Annotated in this window: 15 protein-coding genes; 6 read left to right on the top strand and 9 right to left on the bottom strand. The window is 52.6% G+C overall.

The features are described from left to right. The first annotated feature begins 120 nt into the window (after positions 1-120). Both VE954_RS25100 and VE954_RS25095 read left to right on the top strand, forming a co-directional pair. Positions 121-1,752: a 7TMR-DISM family protein gene (locus VE954_RS25100; protein ID WP_324958007.1), complete on the top strand. Its 1,632-nt coding sequence runs from the start codon at positions 121-123 to the stop codon at positions 1,750-1,752. After that, positions 1,715-2,899 (top strand): Hpt domain-containing protein, encoded by a 1,185-nt coding sequence (locus VE954_RS25095; RefSeq protein ID WP_324958005.1) that lies wholly within the window; start codon positions 1,715-1,717, stop codon positions 2,897-2,899. The genes VE954_RS25100 and VE954_RS25095 overlap by 38 nt, the downstream gene beginning before the upstream one ends. A gap of 10 nt (positions 2,900-2,909) precedes the next feature. Here VE954_RS25095 and VE954_RS25090 read toward each other — a convergent pair whose 3' ends face one another. The 5 genes from VE954_RS25090 to VE954_RS25070 form a co-directional block, all read right to left on the bottom strand. After that, a complete protein-coding gene (locus VE954_RS25090) occupies positions 2,910-4,010 on the bottom strand; it encodes a S1 family peptidase (protein WP_324958003.1) in 1,101 nt (366 codons plus the stop codon). Between the two features lie 300 nt (positions 4,011-4,310). Further along, positions 4,311-5,078, bottom strand: a complete 768-nt coding sequence (locus VE954_RS25085) for a sterol desaturase family protein (RefSeq protein WP_324958001.1) — start codon at positions 5,076-5,078, stop codon at positions 4,311-4,313. A 22-nt stretch (positions 5,079-5,100) separates the two neighbouring features. Next, the gene (locus VE954_RS25080; protein ID WP_324957999.1) at positions 5,101-6,153 is read right to left on the bottom strand and encodes a DUF2804 domain-containing protein; all 1,053 of its coding nucleotides are present in this window, start codon (positions 6,151-6,153) and stop codon (positions 5,101-5,103) included. A 116-nt stretch (positions 6,154-6,269) separates the two neighbouring features. Then, positions 6,270-8,033 carry an ABC transporter substrate-binding protein gene (locus VE954_RS25075; protein ID WP_324957997.1) on the bottom strand — a complete coding sequence of 588 codons (1,764 nt, stop codon included), beginning with the start codon at positions 8,031-8,033 and terminating at the stop codon, positions 6,270-6,272. Positions 8,034-8,105: 72 nt separating this feature from the next. Then, positions 8,106-9,356 carry an alpha/beta fold hydrolase gene (locus VE954_RS25070; protein WP_324957995.1) on the bottom strand — a complete coding sequence of 417 codons (1,251 nt, stop codon included), beginning with the start codon at positions 9,354-9,356 and terminating at the stop codon, positions 8,106-8,108. 244 nt (positions 9,357-9,600) lie between these two features. On the opposite strand from VE954_RS25070, the gene VE954_RS25065 reads away from it, so the two are divergent. Then, positions 9,601-10,167 carry an AgmX/PglI C-terminal domain-containing protein gene (locus VE954_RS25065; protein WP_324957993.1) on the top strand — a complete coding sequence of 189 codons (567 nt, stop codon included), beginning with the start codon at positions 9,601-9,603 and terminating at the stop codon, positions 10,165-10,167. A gap of 267 nt (positions 10,168-10,434) precedes the next feature. Next, a complete protein-coding gene (locus tag VE954_RS25060) occupies positions 10,435-11,439 on the top strand; it encodes a hypothetical protein (protein ID WP_324957991.1) in 1,005 nt (334 codons plus the stop codon). Between the two features lie 56 nt (positions 11,440-11,495). On the opposite strand, the gene VE954_RS25055 is transcribed toward VE954_RS25060, so the two are convergent. Then, entirely contained in the window at positions 11,496-12,257 is a 762-nt protein-coding gene (locus tag VE954_RS25055; protein ID WP_324957989.1) for a hypothetical protein, read from the bottom strand. A gap of 290 nt (positions 12,258-12,547) precedes the next feature. Here VE954_RS25055 and VE954_RS25050 point away from each other — a divergent pair, with 290 nt between their 5' ends. Next, positions 12,548-12,961 carry a hypothetical protein gene (locus VE954_RS25050; protein WP_324957987.1) on the top strand — a complete coding sequence of 138 codons (414 nt, stop codon included), beginning with the start codon at positions 12,548-12,550 and terminating at the stop codon, positions 12,959-12,961. Between the two features lie 457 nt (positions 12,962-13,418). On the opposite strand, the gene VE954_RS25045 is transcribed toward VE954_RS25050, so the two are convergent. The 3 genes from VE954_RS25045 to VE954_RS25035 all read right to left on the bottom strand — a co-directional run bounded on the left by VE954_RS25045 (position 13,419) and on the right by VE954_RS25035 (position 16,399). Next, the gene (locus VE954_RS25045) at positions 13,419-13,934 is read right to left on the bottom strand and encodes a hypothetical protein (protein ID WP_324957985.1); all 516 of its coding nucleotides are present in this window, start codon (positions 13,932-13,934) and stop codon (positions 13,419-13,421) included. A 12-nt stretch (positions 13,935-13,946) separates the two neighbouring features. Further along, positions 13,947-15,839: a DeoR family transcriptional regulator gene (locus VE954_RS25040; protein WP_324957983.1), complete on the bottom strand. Its 1,893-nt coding sequence runs from the start codon at positions 15,837-15,839 to the stop codon at positions 13,947-13,949. Between the two features lie 77 nt (positions 15,840-15,916). Continuing rightward, positions 15,917-16,399, bottom strand: coding sequence for a c-type cytochrome domain-containing protein (locus VE954_RS25035; RefSeq protein WP_324957981.1), 483 nt, complete (start codon positions 16,397-16,399; stop codon positions 15,917-15,919). Between the two features lie 584 nt (positions 16,400-16,983). On the opposite strand from VE954_RS25035, the gene VE954_RS25030 reads away from it, so the two are divergent. Beyond that, a partial coding sequence (locus VE954_RS25030) for a 7TM-DISM domain-containing protein (RefSeq protein ID WP_324957979.1) occupies positions 16,984-17,818 on the top strand: 835 nt, incomplete at its 3' end.

The following is a 17,818-nucleotide window of genomic DNA, read 5'->3' as shown; positions in this document are numbered from 1 at the left end:
AAATTTCAGCAAAAACCTTGCAGAGTGATGGTTTGGTCATGTCAAGGCACCGGGAAAAATGCCCCCAGGTCCGCATGTTAAGCTCAATAGTGTGTATGGATTTGCGCTGAAGGGAAATTTTTGATTTGGCATGTGCTTAAAAAGTTGGCCTTTCTCCCTTTCGTTTGGCTCCTTGCGAGTCCTGCATTTCTGCGAGCTGAATCTGCGCCGCCCTTTATGCTCATGGATCATCTGGAATATTGGGAAGACAAGGGGGGTAAAGTCACCCTGGATGAACTCCCCCACGATACCAATAACTGGAAGGTGAACACAGGTTCGTTGAACTTTGGTTTCACCCGCAGCGCCTTCTGGTTTCGCTTTGAACTCCCGCCACATCTGGTGAATCGCGAAACCCTGATCCTTCTGTTTGGATATTCCATCATCGATGACGTGCGACTCTTCATGCCCAACCCGGACCGAGCTGGTTATACCGTTTTGAAGATTGGCCGTAATTATCCTATCGCTGGCCGCACGGTTCAGACTCAGGATCTGGCATTGGAAATTCCGCTGTCGCATCAACTGCCCGGTCGCACCTTTTACTTGCGCATGCAAACCCAAGGGTCAGCTCAGTTCCCCATGCGTCTCATGACCTTTCATGAGTATTTCAGGTACGCGTATTCAAGCAGTTTGGTGTATCGGCTGTTCATGGGTTCCATGCTGATCATGATTTTATATAACCTGATTTTCTTTCTGGTGACGCGACTTATTTCCTACCTGATCTATGTCGTCTTTATCACCTGCTCCACCCTCTTTGTCATGTCAACCTATGGTCTTGCCTTTCTATATATCTGGCCTCTCGCTCCCGAATTCAATAAGATCAGCATCCCCTTCTTTTTGGGCCTCAGTAATATGACCCTCAGCATTTTCAATGTGGTCAGTCTGCGCCGGATCTTGCGCAAAAAACTGACCCGTAATGTGCTTTATTTCAATGCTACCTTTGGTCTACTCGTGACTCTATCCTGCTTCACGATCCCCTATGCTTTGAGTGTCCGTCTTGCCACCGCCCAGACGATGTTCACAGCCATCCTGCTCCCGGTCATCTATGTGAACCTTTGCCGGGAAAAATATCGTCCAGCCTACTTTTATCTGCTATCGATTGGCTCGCTTGCCTTGGGAGCTGTGGTCTTTGGTATGAAAGCCTTTGGTTTCCTCCCGCACAACATATGGACGGAAGGTTCAGCCATGATCGCTTCCGCTTCGCAGATCACCCTTCTGACGTTTGCCCTGGCAGACCAATATCGCGCGATACAAAAGCAAAATGAGAGCATGCAGAAGGAAATGATCGAGATGCAACGGGAGAACATCCGTCTTCTGGATCAGAAAGTGGCCGACAAAACCCGTGACGTACGCGTGATTCTGAGCTCCATCCAACAGGGCATCTTTACCATCAGCGGCCAGCCGCCACGAATCGACGACGAGTTTTCCGGTCATCTCGAAAGCATGTTTCCGGAGCAAACCATAGCCGGCCGTGATCCTGTTGAATTTCTCAGTGCTTTCAGTCAGCTATCGGGCGACGAGTGGGACCAGATTCGGTCTGTGATTGTCGTCTGTCTCGAAAGCCATCGCTTTAATTTTGAAATCAATGACGCTCTCTTCCCGAAGCAAATCATTCGCCAGGTTCAAGGCCAGGCCAAAAGGATTTTGCAGGTGGAATGGTCACCCGTCCTGTGGAGTGATGAATCGGTCGGTAAGATTCTGGTGGCGCTGCGTTGATGTCACCCGTCTCTTGGAACTCGAAGAACAGAAATCGAGAATGGATGCCGAATATCGCCTGATGACTCTGGTGCTGTCGCATTCGCCTCTTCGCGTGGAGAATTTCCTACGCTTCAATCGCCGTCTCCTGGAGGGCATTTACGCCCATCTCAATGATACCAATCAGGACCAACTGAAAAATTTCCTGCACACACTCAAGGGCAACAGTCGAACCTTCGGTCTGCCCGCCATTGCCAATACCTGTCATCAGCTGGAAGATCTGATCAAGGCTCAGCAACTCACGCCTGATCAGATGGCCGTGCATGTCAAAGACATCGAAACAGGACTTCAGGATCTCGAGCGAGCCAGTGAAACCATTCATGCCGCGAGTTCCCAGGACCACAGCTGGCTCCGGGATCAGGTTCAAAATTCTTTGGATGTCTTGCGGCGAGCCTTGACCGCTGGTGAAGCCGAAGGGCCCCTGTTCATCCGAAGGGCTGCCGAGGGCTTGGCCACTCTGGTTTACAGGGATCTGCAGGAAGCCATTCACAGCCTCAAGCCTTCCCTCGATATTCTGGCTCAGGAGTTAAAAAAACCGGTTCCGCATCTGGTCTATCAGGAGGAAGCTCCTGTTTATATCGAACATGGTCTGGCCGAAGTCATGCAGAGTGCGTTGGTTCATATCCTGAGCAACTCCATGATTCATGGCATTGAATCCGCCGACGATCGCCGCCTCCAGGGCAAATCCTCCCAAGGCACGATTCGAATTGAGACCAAAGCCCAGGACCATACGATTATCATTATGATCGCTGATGACGGTCGAGGGTTTAGCCTGGATACCATTCACAAGAAGGCTGTGCAGTCGGGTTTGCTCCAGCCCGATGACACAGACCCAAAGGCCATTGCTGACACCATTTTTGCACCTGGCCTGTCCACCGCCCGTGAAGTCTCACTCCATGCTGGTCGCGGCGTGGGAATGACGGCTGTACGGACCATGATCCAGGATCTTGGAGGGCGGATCGAGGTGCAGCTGCCTCAGGCCCTGCACAGAACTTTCACTGATTTCCAGCCCTTGGCTTTTGTGATTCAGCTGCCTCGATCCCAGGACCAACTTCTGACGCGCGTGGAGTCGGAAGACCCAAAGCTGCCGACCGCACGCGCCTCCTAGATCCCTTCATTCAACCCTGACAGCTCATCTTCAATGTATAGCTCTCAATATCCGTGAAACGGCTATCGTCCGCATAGGGATCCTGAAAACGCAGGGCAAGCTCCTGACCAGCAGCAACCTTCGAAATCGCGGTTGTGATATCATACGAAACACTATAAAAACCCCAGAAACTGCGAACGGGTGACAAGGTGAACGAACAGTTCGAGAGCATACGGCCAGACGTATTCTGCACGCCGATGTTCAGTTCATCACCACCTTGAGTGAGTTGACGGGTGATCTCAAACAGTTCGGGTTTGGCCCCATCATCACCATCATCCGGCTCGGGCTGAGGCTGTGGAGCCACGTTCCCCGTAGCCAGCGGATCCTGACGGCCGGTGAGTTGGCGAGCCATGTCCACAATTAAATCATAGTTGAGACTGACGCTCGCATATTCGTTACCACCGATGCAACGTCTCCAAGCATCCATATACGCGGTGGAGGTGATCCCGGCTGTGTACCACGTTCCATTTTTCTGCACATATAGAGGTCCACCGGAATCGCCACTGCAGGCGGCTGTGGAATTATGCCGAACCATAAGGGCGCCGCTACGGGTCTTGCCCTGATAGCGACTCTCGACAGTCCGCAAGGTTCCAAAGGAATTGGGCCGGTTGTCACTGCCGTAACCGGCCTGGCGAACCGCGTCACCCGCATTCAAAGAAACACCGGACGGCAGGAGTTTGACCGGTTGATAGCCCGCGGGTATATCGCTGGACAGTTTCAGGAGGGCCACATCATTATGTGAATCGGTGTAGGCCCGATTCACGGTGGACCCATTGATCCGAATTATTTTGCGGTCGCGGCCGTTGAACTGCATGCCGAAGAGCGCATAACCGCCCTGCACGGAATTCTGATAACAATGCGCCGCCGTCAGGATCAGATCGCGGGCAATGATCGTTCCCGTACACCCACCGAGCCCCACCGTGGAACCTTTCTCAGGTCCATTGTCCTGCGCCGTCACCACACGACCTCCCACGATATCGACTTCACTGTGTTCATCCTTTTGACCGCACGCGTTGAGCATGACCACACTTCCCAGAATCCATGGCAGGGTTTTCAAACTGTTCACATTCATCTTCTGATTCCTCTCCGTTCAACATAACCAATCAATCGGTCTCCACGCCACGCAACCCGGCAACGAACCGCATGCAAGCGTTTCAGCTGGATGACTTGGAGTGCTGACCGTAACCGATCAGCGCTTAAGCAAGGTTTGTACCGCTTGCCATGATTGGGTTTTAGGGCTTAAGGGAAAGCGAAGAGTCGTGCAGAGCAGACAGGGCAATCGATAGCAGGTATACATAAGTTTCGACAACAGCAGAACCATAGGCAAAACCTGGTTCCGCACGCTGTCTCCTCAGGACGTCGAGGGTTTCTCTTATAGGCCTGACGCCTTGGCTTTGGGAGAGACAGGCCGACGCTTTGTCTCCAGCGTGGACCCATGAATTTTATCCCAGTGGTGAAAGAACGAGCCAAAGTTACCGTTGAATTTGGAATGATGCTCGTCATGAGGCTGCGCGCCCCCGCCGTAAATGAGCTTATGCGGAAACCAGAGTTTAAAATTGTAGCCGCTATGCCCATCCAATGTTTCCAGCACCCGCACAAAGAGCCAAATCCACAGCGTTCCCAGGTGTACGGGAACACCGACCAGACACAGGAGGAAGGGCCCGGCCATCACCGGCAGGGAGTTGGCGATCACGAATTCCAAAGGATGCGCATAAAGCGCGGCGATAGCGGTCGGGACAACGAATTCATGATGAGTCTTATGAATTTTCTTATACAAGCTGGGCCGATGAAACGTGCGATGCGCCCAGTAAAACACAAAATCCTCGATCAACATAAAAAATACAATCTGCAAAGCTATGACCCAGATAGGCGACCAATCACTCAACGAAAAGTTCATACCGAGATACGCAAACGTCGGATAGGTAAGAAAAATCAGCGGCAGGAGAATAAACGTTTGATTGATAAGGATCGAGCGCGCCGCTTTTTTCACCAGCTTGGCCGGTGCATACTTATTCGGCTGAATCTTATAGCGCGCAAAAAGTTTCTTTTTATCGAACCACGTGTAGATAGCAACACCGATCCAAAACGTTCCCATTAAAATGAGGGTGGTGCCCACGAAAAACAAAATGTGATCGCTCATACTCGATGCCTCCCCTTATACTTTACCACTTTGAATAGTGCTTTTCAGCCACTCCGAACGCACGAGCGATGCGATAGGACTGCCCATTCACGGACACCGTTCCCGCATAGTTGCCAAACGCCTGGGTGAATTTTGAGGCCAGGAACCCGAGAGACACATGCTCTTTGCGTGCTCCCTTGGGTTCGAACGTCAAATCCACGCTCAGCGCGGACGGGTTCTGCCAGTCGGCGGCTTGAATGCGCCAGGGTTTGGAATGGAGATCCTTGGCATCAGGCAAAGTGAATACGGCTGGTCCGGTCTGATAGCTACGGCCATCCACCCAAAGGGTATTTTCCTGACTCAAGCCTTGCGGGTCATCGTAGATCAATCGCGAAAGATTAAGACCGATACGCTGCCCTTCTTCACTCAAGCAGGCAAAACAAGCAAAGTACCATTGCGTGATCCGGTTGCTAAAGCTGCGCGACCAGTCCGAAGCGCCTAAACAGTTCTCTGGCGTCAGAGTGAATTCCTCACCGCTGATCGTCAGTTTCCCCTGCACCCGATTGCCAACTTCCTTATGCGTATAGCCCGCCCGATTTTCAGCCAGCGGGAACACCAGTGCCATCGCCTCGTCACGTTGCATGGAAAAGTTAGCGGAAAGTTGACCCACGGACAGTTGGATATCCCAGCCCTGGGGCCGATTGAGGATTTTTAAATGGCAGGTTCGACTCTGCCAGACCGTATCACCTTGGATCGACGATTCCCCAAATGTCAGGCTACGTCCCAGCAGCACCCGGTCACCCCACTCGTGCATACGCCCGGTTCTTTTGTCAAAGGCGTACACAAACAGATTGGCGACGTAGCCGAGCTGAGCCACAGCAAAGGCTACGAACATATCAGGGTGGTTGACGGAAATAAAATGCCACTCCTTGAGCCGCAGCGATCGGAACCAGGCATTCCAGCGGGTGGGCTGCCTCAGCCACCCGGCATAGTCTTCCAGGTAGCCATCGGTGATATTGGCTGAAGTGAACGGCAGCGCATAACGTCCAAACTGACATCGACCTTCGGCATCGACGATATAAGGCTTGCTGGCCATCGGTTGCTACTCCTGCTTTGTAGTTTGTCCGACGGCCATAACTACTACGGATCTATCCGGCTGCAAAGAACGATTTCGCCAGGTTTGCAGGACGCAGCCTTACATATTCTCGGCCTTCAATTGGCCAGATCCAGGTACCGATAAGGGAACGGCGACATCATATGGCGTTTAAAGTTCAGCACATTTTTCTGTTTGAGCCCCACCACGGTATTGTTCACCAGCAAAATAAAGGGCACCTCATCTTTGATGATGGCATCCATCTCGGCAAAGATCTTCCAGCGCTCCGGACCGTCGGCCATATGCCGTGACTGCAGATAGAGCTCATCATAGCGGGGATTCATGAAGTTGCCCGTATTGGGACCGGGTGCCACATTCTTGCCGTAAAGCAGAGCATAAAAATTCTCGGCATCCGGGTAATCCGCATTCCAACCGGCATCAGCCAGCTGAAAGTTGCCTTCATCGGTTTTTTTCAAAAAGTTGGAAAAACTCTGGAAATTGGCTTCCACCTTGACCCCAATCTTCGCCCATTCGTTGCGGATGTATTCAAAACGCATCCTTTGATCCTTGTTCGTACTGCGATATTCGATCGTCAGAACGGGCAGCCCCTTGCCTTCCGGATAACCGGCTTCCGCCAGTTTCTTTTTTGCGGCTTCCAGATCAGCCTTGTGCCAGGTCGATCCCGTGTCCCGCGCGCTGCCGCGAATATCCACCGGGATCAAAGAATCGGGCGGGAGTCCGCGGCCGTTATACATCAGGTCGATATAGCCCTGCGAATCGAGAGCCAGCGCCAGCGCTTGACGGACCGCTTTTTTGCTGAGGATAGGATCCCGCATGCCGATGCGAATAAAAGAATTCAACAGCCCGTTGGCATAATAAAGATCAAATTCCTTGACGTATTCAGGCTTCAGCGCGAACTCACTGCCCTTGCGGTCGACCATCAGTTCAAAATCATCGCGATTCATGGCGACATAAGCCACCTGCCCTTTTTTAAACTTCAGCAGCTGAGGCTGTGTCTCTTCGATGAGGGGCAGATGCACCTCATCGACGAACGGTATTTTTTTGCCCGCCGCTTCCAATCGTCCAGCCGTCTTATCCTCAGGCATCCCTTCGGTGGGATAGGTCCCGTGGTAGTTGGGATTGCGTACCAGGATCGTGGTTCCGCGTCGGGAATACGCTTTCATGATAAACGGGCCACTGCCGACTGGATTTTTGTCGATATCATCCCCATATTTCTCAACAGCTTCGCGCGGCATTATCGAGAGGCCGCTGAAAGCCAGCGGGTGAAAGTTCAGCGGGCTTTCCTGAGCAAAGGTGATGGTGAACGTGGAATCATCCAGCTTTTTCACGCCGGTGATTTCATTTTTATCATAAGCGAAGGCTTTGCCGTCCTTGCTGGAGGCTGCGCGAAACTCATCCATACCCACGATCAGCCCCTGAATCAGGGTGTAGGTCAGGCGATTGACATTGGCATCCGCAAAGCGTTTCAGCGAATAAATGACGTCGTCTGATTTCAGTTCACGGCCCTTGCCACCTGGAAAGCAGGCGTTGTCGTGAAAGAGGACGCCTTTTTTCAAGGTAAAGAGGAAGGTTCGACCATCCGCCTGCTTTACCGGCATTTGGGTCAGCAGATTCGGTTCCAATTCATAGGGTCGCTTCAGATAGTGATACCGCAGAAGTGTGTCGTATAGATTACCGACAAGCTGATGGGACACTTCATCGAACTGTTTCATGGGGTCGACGCTTTTTTCCTCGGCCTCGCGCAGATGATAGAGGATTTTCACCGGCGTGGCCGATGTCGTTTCACTTTTTTTCTTTTTGATACAGCCGCCGAGCAGGCAGGTCAAGCTGATGGTCAGAAGTGTTATGATGCGTAAAAGCAAGAGCGGGACCTCCTTTTTGGTGATAGTTCCCGCTCATTGTGCATGGATTCGCGCTCTTTGTCTCGCCCATTCCTAGGCATTCATGCGATCACCGAGTGGCAGATCCTGGAAGGATTCGATGAAATCGTTGATGTGCTTACGGTCGGACAGGGTCTTCTTGAAAAATACGAAGTTGGCCTTGCCGCAGTTCACCCGCAAAAATCCTGGAATCTTATACTCGGACGAACCGATTTCCAGCTGCCAGGTGCCATCAAATTCCGCAGCTGCACTCATAAGCCCCGGCAGGGTAATACCGCAGCCATCCAAGCTCACGTCATCCAGAACACCTTCGAAGCGAAAATGATCGGCATGAGTCAGGACTACGGCCAAGCCCTTGACCTTGTAACGGGACTGCTGCCGGCGTTCACTGGCTCGGGCTATGGCGTCGTCACCATACAAAACACCTTCACTCGCATAGGGCGCATCGAACAGAAATTGCAGGACAGTCTGATTGATCAGCTGGGGGCGGCGCAACGGCAGCAGATGATCCCCCCGCTCAATCAGGACAAAATCGCCATTCTCGAAGCAGCCATGCACTTCCAGGCTCTGATCCGGTGTCGTGAAATGATCATAAAGAGCGGTCAGCACGAGGGTCCGCACCTGGAAATTCCGCTGCGGCAGACGCTCGCGCAAAAGGCGTGCGGAGTTGGAGCGGTAGCCGGCAAGGTCTTTTGAACTCATACGCTTAATGGAGTGTATGAGATTCTCGACAAGTCCGAGCGACAGACCCGTTTCATCCATGGCATTGAGATTAAAGAAGGCCTGGGATGCGGCTTCGGAATCCTCGTCTATGGTCTCCGAATTAAAATTTTCCACGGCGTACTGCAGAATCTGCTTTTGGGTGTGCCGCAGATCCAGGCTGCAGCCCACCAGAATCAGCTGCTCCAGCCGCATCTCATAGCTATAGGCATAGGTATAGGCCAGGAGAGAACCATAGGAATAACCGGCCAGCGCCACCTGTTCGATCTGCAGTTCCCGAAAAAACCCTTCCAAAAGATCCGCCATATCGCGAAGGCTCAGATGCGAGGCATCGCGGGTTTCACGGTTGCTGGCTTGACCGGGCAAGGCCACGAGCAGCACGGGCAGTTCCGGCAGGTAGGCCTTCACGTCTTGAATAAAGGAGGAGAAGGATTGGAAGGCTCCGCCCAGCAGGACCAACGGCGTCTTATTGCGGTGTTCTGAACGACAGAACCCCATATAATTGATCGTCCAGCCGTTCACAGTAACTGTTGCGGGCTCTTCGCGAAAAGCCTGAACGACAAGATCTCCGTGTTGATAGATCATCGCACACTCCTGGACGTGTCATGGTAGACGAGGTATTTTGCAATAACCCGTCCAGGTGCCCGGCTTTGTCATTTCCGTGGGTTGGTCGGCGGCACGGCCGGATTTGCCTTTTCCTTGGCCATTCAGTGCCTTGATTTTATTGGGTATTGGTAAGAACTTTATTACCGTACCTTTCCTTCTTTTGGGAATCTGGATACTATGCCTTCGACTGATTCCTGTGGATTTATTCGGAAAGGAATATGGAATGTTTCGTCGATGTGTACTTCCCTTGTTTGCCCTGGTGACGCCACTGACCCTGTCCGCTGCCGGCAAAGGCAAAGGCGATGGCCTGACTCAAAAAGAAATCGTGACCGTTATTCAATCCCACAACGACGATGCCCTGGCCTGCTATCAGCAAACTGTCGACAAAGACAAAACTGCGGAAGGCAAAGTCAAAATCCGCTTTTTAATCGGCCTGCAAGGCAAGATCGAAGCCAGCGAAGTGGAGCAAAACACCTTCAAAGACAAGGCGATCGGCACCTGCCTGCGCAATAAAATGAAAGCATGGACCTTTCCCAAGCCGCGGGGCGATCAGCGCATCAGCATCGCCTATCCTTTCGAATTCAAGAAGGCGCCTCCGCCACCGCCCCCAGCGCCCCCAGCGCCTGTCGCTCCGGACGCACCACCAGCACCGGGCACCATGCCGACCGCTCCCGATACACCGCCGACGGCTCCTGGGACGCCAGGCACAGCCCCGACCACTCCAGGCACGGCACCGGGCACACCACCCACACCAGGAACACCAAGTCCTGCTGAAAACCCTGGTCAGTAATTTGCAAAAAGGATCCCCGTTCGCGGGGATTCTTACCTGCTGGCCTATATTGCACCAGAATGCATGACAAATCCTCTGTCGGTGTTTCAGGCATTGTCGTCCAAAGTCCAGCCGTTTCCGCCTTGGTCAATTTCCAATAGAAAAAAATATCAGGGCCTTGGCCCTCGCCTCTTCGTGGCCTGTATCTTGCGATAGTACAGGGATCAACAGAATTCGGCTTACGAGCAAAGAAGCACGCTTCTGAGGAAGCACGAGGGAGGGTATCGGATGAAACGTATTCTTGCAACGTCACTGATCGCAGTTTTGGCTTTGAGTACCGCTTGCGGCCAGAAAAAAGTAGAGGACAAGGCCGAAGAGCAAGGTCAAGCCGCCAAAGACGAACAATCTGGTGATGCGGCGACCGATCCCAATGCCCCGAAAACCGACGTGCCTGCTCAAAAGTTGACTGACCTTTATCCGCCCGCGATCGGCGTGTATCCCTTATCAGCTCCGGCCCCCGGCCGTTCGCTTTTCTTCGGATTTTCTTCTGATGGAACTCAGAAATTCGAAATGATCTGGGTTTATGCCGTGGCTGCTGTGCCTGACTTTGACAAAGCCGTCACGGTACCGCAATTCACAACACAGGCTGAATTCGATGCCTTCATGGAAAAATGGGCCACTGAATTCAAGGATCGTCCGGAAATGGTGGCAGCGCTCACCAAACTCCAAACTGAGTTCTCATTCAAGGTCGATCCTTTGTTTATGACCGATGCGGCCGTGACGATTCCGGCTGCGGCTCTCGACGGCCAGCCGAATTATGTGAAGATCACCCAGAAATTCTACGCCCGTCGTTATACGACCAAGCAGGCGGGAGCCACGACGATTTCGGCTACTGCTAATGGCGCTACTTTGAGCGTTCCTGTTACAGTCACCGCTTACACGAATGCCAGTATAACAGCTGGCAAGACGCGTTATGATACGGCTGCGAACGCGGCCACCCCAGGTCTGAGCGGTTGCGTGGGCTGTCACGGCAGCGCCACTGCCGGTCAGGACGCGTTCCTGAAGCATTCCTCGGACTACCTGGCCTATGCCACCGACGCGGAAATTCTGGCGATCGTGAAAACCGGAACGTATCCCGACAGCACGCTGATGGCCAATGCTGCAACCCATAAGTTCACCTTTGCAGCGGTCACCGACGAAGCGAACATCGTTGGTTACCTGCGCAGCTTCCCACCTTCGTTTGACAAACTTCAAGGTGTCGCGGCTCAACCAGCCGCTCTACGCCTGCGCTAAGATTTTTTTTGGACTCCTTCAAACCGCTGAGCTTCATCTCAGTGGTTTTTTTTCGTTCATAGCGCGAACGGCACGATCGCTTTGCGTTCCCTGGGATAATTGGCAAAGTTCTGGTGATACCACTGATGCGTTCGTAGAGCCCGCCCGAACAGATAACCGCAGGTCCAAATAAAAATCATATACGCACCCAGATGTCGCGACATCAGGGCGATGCCGAGCCATGCGCACAATTCCATTAGATAATGCGGCGCCGTGATCAATGGGAAAAGCCCGCGCGAGGGAATTGCATATTTTTGCTCCTGCCCTTCCACCTGACGTAAATCGGCCAGCAGCTTATGATGATAAAAATTGAAGAATTCACCAAAGATGAAGAGAGCCCCACCCACGATGAACAGGGGATCAATGGTGGCGATGGTCACGGTATGCAACCGGGCCAGAAGGAAAGTGGCCAGTGAATAAGCCATGGCGATCTGGGCAACTGTCGGCAGATCGATCGGACCTGAGTACTTATGGACAAACAGCACTTCCAGGCAGCGTTTGGCGAAGTGTCCGACGATGGCCCAAAACAAGAGGGACTGGACCAGCGTGGGTGCATCCATGTGGGAGCGTGAGAATAGGGCATAGACCACGATGGGAACGAAGTAGAGAATAAACATGCCCGTCCGGCTGCTGATCCCGCTCGTCTTTCTAAAGCGGCTGTAATTCAGAAGCAGGAGTCCGCGCTGTTCCAGAAAACCGAAGCTCAAACACAGGATGGCAAACAGGGAATAACCGATAACAGTTCCGGGATCCCACTGTGGCCAGATCATAAAGTTCATAGTACGCTCCTTTGGATTCCCGCTCCTTATACCGATCGGTCCTCCAAAAGGCAAGGGTGGGCCAGCTTCACCTGGCTTTGTCCCCAATTTCCCTACAAACCTGCTCGGCCTGCCTGATATCGAAGGATCGGGCAAATAGCCTCATTCTTATAAGATTAGAATAGTTAAAAATCCTAAAATGGTCCTCTAGAACAGCATCTGTGAATGACCCAGCTGGAGCAGGCGCGACTGGACCTCTGGCTTTGATTGCCAACGCGCTTGGCTCACAACAAACATACTGCGGAGAAAAGATGAAAATGCTGAAACTAGCGTTATCTATTGGCCTAACTACGACAGCTCTAGGGAGCACTGCAATAGCAAGGGATTTTCGCGACTTCCCGGCAATCTTTGGAAGCGAAAGAGTCAGTATCCCTGCTGGCAATATCACTTGCGTTGTTCTGGAAACTTCGGCTCCCCCAGGTGGTTTCAAGGGATCAAAAGCACAGGTTCAGGTATCGGGCTTCTTTATCAACTCGGCGCAACAGACTCTGTCGATCGATGCCGATCGCCCCCTCAGTGCCGACCTCCTAACCAGGAATATGCGCGTGGCAAGAGATTGCGCCGAATTTCTGGACGACGTCAGTAACGGAGACGTTGCTGCTATACGTCAAGGACGAAAATTGCAGTTGGTAACGAATTCCTACAATGTATTTGACCTGGATTGATTGATTCTCACAGCAATCTCTCACGCTGCATTTGTAGCGTGAGATGGTTTAGCGTTCACAACGGTTCTATTGAAGCTGTTTGAGGCCATAATGTGCCTCGAGAAACTTGCGGGGGCCGACTCATGGAGCTTGATGACCCGGCGCTCAAAACCATGTCCCATTCATCGTGCACAATCGCATAAAATTCTTCTGTGAAGTAAGCCGACGGATCGTTTTAGCTTCCGTGCTTTTTCGCGCGTAAACTTCCAGGTTATCCATCTCTTTTCTTGATTGGCTCGGGTACGAGGCATTAGTCTATGATATTGTGCATTGTAGTGTCCTCCCGAATAGGAACAACAGTGGATCGGGCGGGCGATGGACGGGGGGCACCCCTTTGCGCCCGTGGTTTAGGGTTGTTGCCATGGCTTGCGGGAGCCTTGCTCGCACCGAGGTCTTCAGCCACCCACGCGTGGACTGACTATGGGAGCGTGAAGTCTAAAACTCCCACAGCTTCGTGCATGAGCGTTTCCTGGGCATTCACGACCCTTGCCATTTGAATGGCGTCCAGGTTGAGTGCCTCCATGTGAGTAAGGCCAGCCCCGGAATCAAATGAGAAGATGCCTTCCTGATTCTTCTGATAGACTATCGTGCAGGACATCTGACTCTGACTTTGGCGGCATAGGCCGTCTGCCATGTCTCCCCGCAATTGAAGGGGTTGGTCCAAGGAAACACTCCGCAGTTTGATCAGCGGAGCCTCCGGTCCCACGATTTCATAAGGCAAGGCGTATTCGAGAGAAACTGTTCCCTCGTCGTCCACGTTCCATTCTATGATGGGAGCCGAAAGTTCAAGCGGCTCGTCCATATAGGAACCCATCGGAACGGTATAAGTCCCTGTCAGTTCCAACCCATTGGCCCTGACTGTATCCAGACTGAGGACGCTGCCGAGCATGACGGCCCCCAAAGTCCAAAGATTTTTTCCCTGATATCCTGTCATCAGCATCTCCTTTCAGCTTTCCTGGCTTTGATAGTAAGTGGAACGACCGGAACCGAATCTTCGCAGTGTCCCCAGTTCAACCAGCCGCGATAGGTCACGGGTGATCGTGGCGTCGGACACCTTAAATCGCTTGGCCATCTGCCGCGGCTGAATTTTTTCAAAATCCCTGGCCATATCGAGGATCTCGATCTGCCTCGCATTCAGATGGGGCAGCTCCGCCCGGGCCTCTAATGGCTCGGGTAGTGAATACTTCATCACGGAAGCAGCTGGGGACACCGCCATCGGAACGTCAGGTTCCCTACTGCCGCTCTGGGTCACAACGCGGCCGTTTCGTAGGCTCACGCCTTCCTCGAGCCGATAGCCGTGATCGGTGACTTCGATCCATCGTGCATAAGGCTGCAGGAGCCTGCGCGTCCTTGCGATCAGAGTGTAGATCAGTTGATCATGCCGCATGGGATGATAGGCCTGAGCCCAGAGAAAATGCGTAATTGCCTCCTTGCTCAGCTCTCGGCCGTCCTTCAGGGCCAGGAGAAGTTTTTTAATCAGAGCCGTGCAGCCCTCGGCCCGGTGCGTGATGTGGCCCCTGGAAAATAGGGTGATGGATCCGAGCTGCAGATCAAAGACGATCAGATTCTGCTGAGGCGTGACGCCGAGAACCTGGTGCAAAAAGGAGAGCCAACCCTTGGCAAAGATATCCGCAATGATATCCCGCTTGTTGAAATACACATCATCAAGCAGGTCTCCGAGGGGGTCCTCACCGCGGCGGCAGTTGGCGGCCATAAACTCACTACGACTCTGAATGCGTCTGGACACAAAGGATCCGGATTTTGCCGTTAACGACTTCATGTCCCGGATCACCGCCTTCTGTTCCGCTCCCATACCCATGCGTTCGAGGATTGCACACTGCAGACCCAGGGATTTCAAGACAGACGGCATGTAGCTCCGCTCGCGGGCCCGGGCTTCTGTGTTGCGGGCGATGGACAATGCGATGGCATCGTTACCTTCCAGCATTTGAACATGCGCGAGACAAAGATTATAAATGGTCTCAAGATAGGGATTGTCGACCTTGTAAACGAGCGAGCTGGCTTTTTCCAGCAGGGCCGAAGCCTCCCTCAGATCACCAGTCAGAGTCAGAATACGCGCCAGCTGAATCTGCAGTGAGGCTTTCGTATAGGCGTCCTCGTACCTGCATTTGCTGATGGCCTCATACAGCTCGACGATTATTTCATCGGCATGTGAGCAAAGCCCATAAGTTGCTCGATATAGTCTCTGCGCGGCATCAAAAGTCTGGGTGAGGGCGCCCTGACCGAGTCGTGCGGCTTTGTCCCGGGCCAGTTTCAGATTAATCATGCCGGCCGTCACTTGGCCGACCTGAAGTTGAATGTGACCGTGGAGTTCATGAGCAAGGCAGGAACCATACTGAAAAGAGGAGGCCGTCGCCGAGTTCAGGGCTTTCCGAATCCAAAATTCCGACTGTCGAAAGTGGCCCATATTGTACCGCAGAAAGGCCAGGCCCTGAGCACTATAGAACTTCACCCGCTCCACTTCCGGAATGGAAGCTCCGTCTTTCCCAAGCTCCTGCACCAGGGCGCGAGCCCTTTTCCAATTCTCGACGAAGAGAGAGCGCGCCGCCGGCATCCGTCGTTCCCGGCAGACAGCCAGCGCATAGAAAAATCGCGTCACCAACGCAGCTTTAGGCGGAAGCGTGCTGATATAGGCATGGTAAAGACCGCCGGCTTCCTCGGTACGGCCGAGCAGGGCAAGAGCGGCTACAACATGGGGCAGGTTCTGAGGTCCCGGCTGAAAATCCGGGCTATCGACGCTCAGGGCCAGGATTTCATTGTAGCGCCCCTGATAAAGTAATCTTTCGCACTCGTGATCCGCCATATCATATATCGCTCGCATGGGGTTCCTCTTGCCTTTACTAGAGGCACGCGCAGGCCGCAACGATTTTATGAGGACGCCTGACAAGGTCCGGATATTTAAAGGCAGTTCCCATCAATCCACCGCTGCAGCAATTGTTTCTCGGCTAATGGCAGAGGAGGCCCCCGGAAAGGCATCTCATCCTTCTTCACAACCTGATAAAGCAGGCTGTCATCGGCGTGACCACAGCGCACAAGGTCTTCGGTTGCGAGCAGGATCTCCTTGGTTTCCAGGTTGATGCCACCCGACGCAGAGTTACTGTTATGACAACGCAGGCATTTGGGTTTTAGTACAGTCGTAAAGACCTCGGTAAACGCTGGAGCTGGCTCCGGAACAGGCTCTGGAGTCGAGGTTGGCGTTGGGGTTGGGGTTGGGGTTGGGGTTGGGGTTGGGGTTGGGGTTGGGGTCGTTGTTGGTGTCGGCGTTGTCGGTTGCAGTTGAGCGGCAACGGGCGCCGCATCGTTGTTCTTGTCTTTATCTTTCGAGGACCCGCAGCTCAGAGTGAAAAAGATCAGGGTAATGAAACATGAAATGTATCGCATGACGTCCCTCAAGTGGAAGGTTTTATCCTTCTTAAACTCTGGGCGCTTTGGTTCCCACGAATATCGTCTGGTATTTATGATGAGATATAAACAGCTGAAAATATTCAGGTTAAAATCATCATGAGGCGATTGATGAGGCAGCTCCTCGCATAACCGGGGAATTCAATTTTCGGATTGCAGCTGCCGCCACAGCCGATCCCCAAAGCATGGCTAGTCCTGGTCTTCTGCGATTCACAAGGTTCCGCCTAATCTCTCACTGGCCAGGCACTGACTTACTTGGACGGCCAATGGCCGAAACCGCTCCGTTTTCTTGGTGATCCCGTAATCGGACTTGATGCCTACCTGAACCACATCTTCACTGAGCTGCCCAAGGCCACTTCTGCTGCAGAGTTCGAAGATCTCCTGATCTGGAATTTTTTGACCAGACACTGACCGAGTCTGGTCATCCAGCAACCCCTGGATATGGCTGACTGCTTACGGAGTTTCATCCGAACCAAGCCAAGCAAGAGAGCGTAGATTTTGCTTCTTGAAGTCAAGACCGGTCGTGACGAAAAGGTGAGGGCCATACTTTGTGGAGTCAAACTGTGCGTAGCCTTAAGATGATCCTCGCGATTCTTATCCTTATATGGGGAGGTCCGCAAGCTTTTGGCGAAAATGCATGGGTCACTGTCGACGACAAAACGGAAAAGTTGGAGATCAGCCGCAATCTCGAGTGGCAAATTTTTCCTGCTGGTCCAAAACCGTCGGACCAAGAGTTTCTAAGCCGTCTTCAAACAGGCTGGCAACGGGGCACCTTTGATGGGAAACGAATCGATCTTCCAAATCTTGACCTCGTAAAACCCATTTACAGGATTGTCCTAAAGAAGGGGAAAAACGTTTTTTTCGGCATGCTTCAGCACGGAAACGGCCGGATGGATCACCCACTTGTGATCTACTCTATCGAGAGCTATGTCAAGGAACACCCAAGGAGAAGTGTTTTCAATGGCATTGTATACGGCGTTGCTATCACCATGTTCTTTTATAACCTTTGCATGTATGTCTTCTTCAGGAAGATCTACTTTATCTACTATTGTCTCTATGTCGGATCATATACTTTCGCGCTCATGTATGGAGGTGGCCATTTACCCCCTATGGGAGCCTATGGTGGCATCATTGTTCCGATCGGAGCAGCCCTCCTTTTCCTTTACCTTTTCAAATCGTCGGCGCTTTCCTTAAAACGCCAGACTCCCAAGCTTTACAACCTGTACACTACGGCTAATCTGGCTAATCTGGGGACCTTCTTTTATTTTACAGTCATCTCATTCAGCTGGGGTTATGCTTTTATCCTGGTTCTCCTTGTAGTCGCATTGGGCTTGGCATGCACCGTGCTACGCGCCATCCAAGGATATAGGCCAGCTTATTTCTTCATCCTGGGTTGGA

The organism is Oligoflexus sp. (assembly GCF_035638955.1).
Classification (GTDB): domain Bacteria; phylum Bdellovibrionota_B; class Oligoflexia; order Oligoflexales; family Oligoflexaceae; genus Oligoflexus.
This window is presented reverse-complemented; position numbering and strand designations above follow the sequence as displayed.